General features: G+C 75.5%; 2 protein-coding genes. Both read right to left on the reverse strand.

The annotated features are described in order from the left end of the window. Positions 1-429: 429 nt before the first annotated feature. Entirely contained in the window at positions 430-984 is a 555-nt protein-coding gene (locus ABD308_RS05980) for a GNAT family N-acetyltransferase (protein WP_344328085.1), read from the reverse strand. 61 nt (positions 985-1045) lie between these two features. Then, a complete protein-coding gene (gene rpmG, locus ABD308_RS05985; RefSeq protein WP_344328093.1) occupies positions 1046-1210 on the reverse strand; it encodes a 50S ribosomal protein L33 in 165 nt (54 codons plus the stop codon). Positions 1211-1515: the final 305 nt, after the last annotated feature.

Genomic DNA, 1515 nt, shown 5'->3' on the forward strand with positions numbered 1-1515 from the left:
GGCGTTCACGGCCGCCCGGACCGCCCGCGACGCCCGCGAGCAGCTCTACGAGGCGAGCCGCACCGCCGCCCGCCTCGCCGAATCCCTGGCGGCGGCCACCACCGTCCTCGCCCCTCTCGGCGCCGGCCGCGCAAGCGGCGGCCCGACCGTCCCGCACGTCTGACCGCGCACCCGGCAGCGCCGGGGTGGCGGTGCCGACCGGGCGTGCCCGGCGCCGGGGGGATCGCACGGGCCACTCCAAGGTCGACCGGGGGCGGACGCCATTGGTGGTTGTGGCCCGTGCGGCCTCAGTCTGCTCGTGTCCGGCGGATCTCCGGTATCCCAGTTTCCTGGGGTTCCGCGTTTTCCGAGCCGCCGGTAACCATCGGCGGGTCGGGCTCCACCTCCGGCCGAACGCGCCCTGCGGGACCGGCTCGCCGGTGACAGGACTCAGGAGTTCGCCGGGGGCCGCTCCAGGCGCCAGACCACCTCGATCCCGCTGCCCGCCGGGGCGGCGGGCCCCGCGAGCGGCCCGCGCCGGACCTCGGCGAACCCCAGTCGGCGCGGGACGGCGGCGCTGGCGGTGTTGGCCAGGTCGTGCGCGATCTCCACGTACCGGACGTCCGGCAGCGTGAACATCTCGGCGGCCAGAGCGGCCGCCGCCCGGGTCGCGATCCCCCGGCCGGTGGCGGCCGGGTGCAGCCAGTACCCCAGCCGCGGCCCCCGGGGATCGACCCCGAGGTAGGCCTGGCACATCCCGAGCAGCGCCCCGTCCCCGGCGACGACGGCGTAGTTGAACACCTCGCCCGCCTCCCATCGCGCGGCGGAGCGCGTGAGGAACCCCCGGGTCGACTCCTCGTCGTGCCCGATGATCCAGGTCTCCCAGGGCCGCAGGTGTTCCCGCGACTCCTCGATCAGCGCCGTCGCCGCGGCGAGGTCCTCCTGTCCTCGCCAGCGGCGCAGCGTGAAGTCCCCGCAGTCGACTGTCTCCCTCGGTCGCACCATGGGCGCCATGATGACCCGCGCCGCGGCCGCGCCGCCAGAGCCACCGCCGCGAGGGGGCCGGTCAGCGCTCTTCGCGGAAGTCGACGTGCCGGCCGGCGACCGGGTCGTACTTGCGCAGCACCATCCGGTCGGCGTCGGTGCGGCGGTTCTTGCGGGTCACATAGGTGTATCCGGTGCCCGCCGTGGAGCGGAGCCTGATCACCGGGCGCAGTTCGCTACGGCTCATCGGGGTGTCCTTCCGGGGTCGTGCGGCGGCGGGCCGGAACCCGCCACCGGGGATGGAAGTCGTTTTCATCCGCCTCCAACGCGAGCCCCGGCCCGGGCATTCCCGCCGCCGCCCGCTCCCGCCGTCGCCCCCCGCCCGGGACGGGCGAACACTGGAGGCATGGATCCGGTCGAAGCGCTCCGGCGGATCGCCTTCCTCCTGGAGTGGCGCGACGCCTCGCCGTACCGGGTGCGGGCGTTCCACACGGCGGCCGGCGACGAGTACCCGGAACCGGAGTCGTTCGTGGATGTGGCCGCCGGCGTGTC

This window comes from Kitasatospora putterlickiae (assembly GCF_039527695.1).
Lineage (GTDB): Bacteria > Actinomycetota > Actinomycetes > Streptomycetales > Streptomycetaceae > Kitasatospora > Kitasatospora putterlickiae.

Coding starts and splice junctions, on each gene's coding strand:
- ABD308_RS05980 (WP_344328085.1), bottom strand. CDS start 984: ATGGTGCGACCGAGGGAGACAGTCGACTGCGGGGACTTCACGCTGCGC.
- rpmG (WP_344328093.1), bottom strand. CDS start 1,210: ATGAGCCGTAGCGAACTGCGCCCGGTGATCAGGCTCCGCTCCACGGCG.